Here is a 360-nt window from a genome sequence, read left to right as displayed (position 1 = left end):
GCGCCGTACTGCTGGACGTCCGAGGCGAGGACCGAACCGAGCGGCTGCCCCCCCACGTACTCCCTGACGATGTACGGCATGACGGCGCCGTCGAGGGTGTCCTCGCCGGTGTCGAAGACCGAGACGATGTTGGTGTGCGAAAGCTTCGCGACGGCCTGCGCCTCGCGCCGGAACCGCTCGCGGAACGACTGCTCACGGCCGAGCTCGGTGTGCAGTGTCTTGATCGCGACCTGCCGGTCGAGGGCGCTGTCGTAGGCCAGGTACACCGACGCCATGCCGCCCTCGCCGAGAAGGTCACGCAGCTGGTACCGGCCGCCCGCGACCGAACCGCCCGCATAGCGGCCCTGTGCGCCGTCCTGG

The 360-nt window shown here is 70.3% G+C and carries 1 protein-coding gene; it reads right to left on the bottom strand.

All coding sequences use genetic code 11. The features are described 5' to 3' along the window. On the bottom strand, positions 1-360 hold a 360-nt coding region (locus OQ02_RS39500; protein WP_033443806.1), incomplete at both ends, for a protein kinase domain-containing protein.

The sequence above is a fragment of the Saccharothrix sp. NRRL B-16314 genome (genome assembly GCF_000716595.1).
In the GTDB taxonomy this organism is placed as follows: domain Bacteria; phylum Actinomycetota; class Actinomycetes; order Mycobacteriales; family Pseudonocardiaceae; genus Actinosynnema.
Note: the sequence above shows the minus strand (reverse complement) of the source record. Positions and strands in the feature narration are given on the sequence as shown.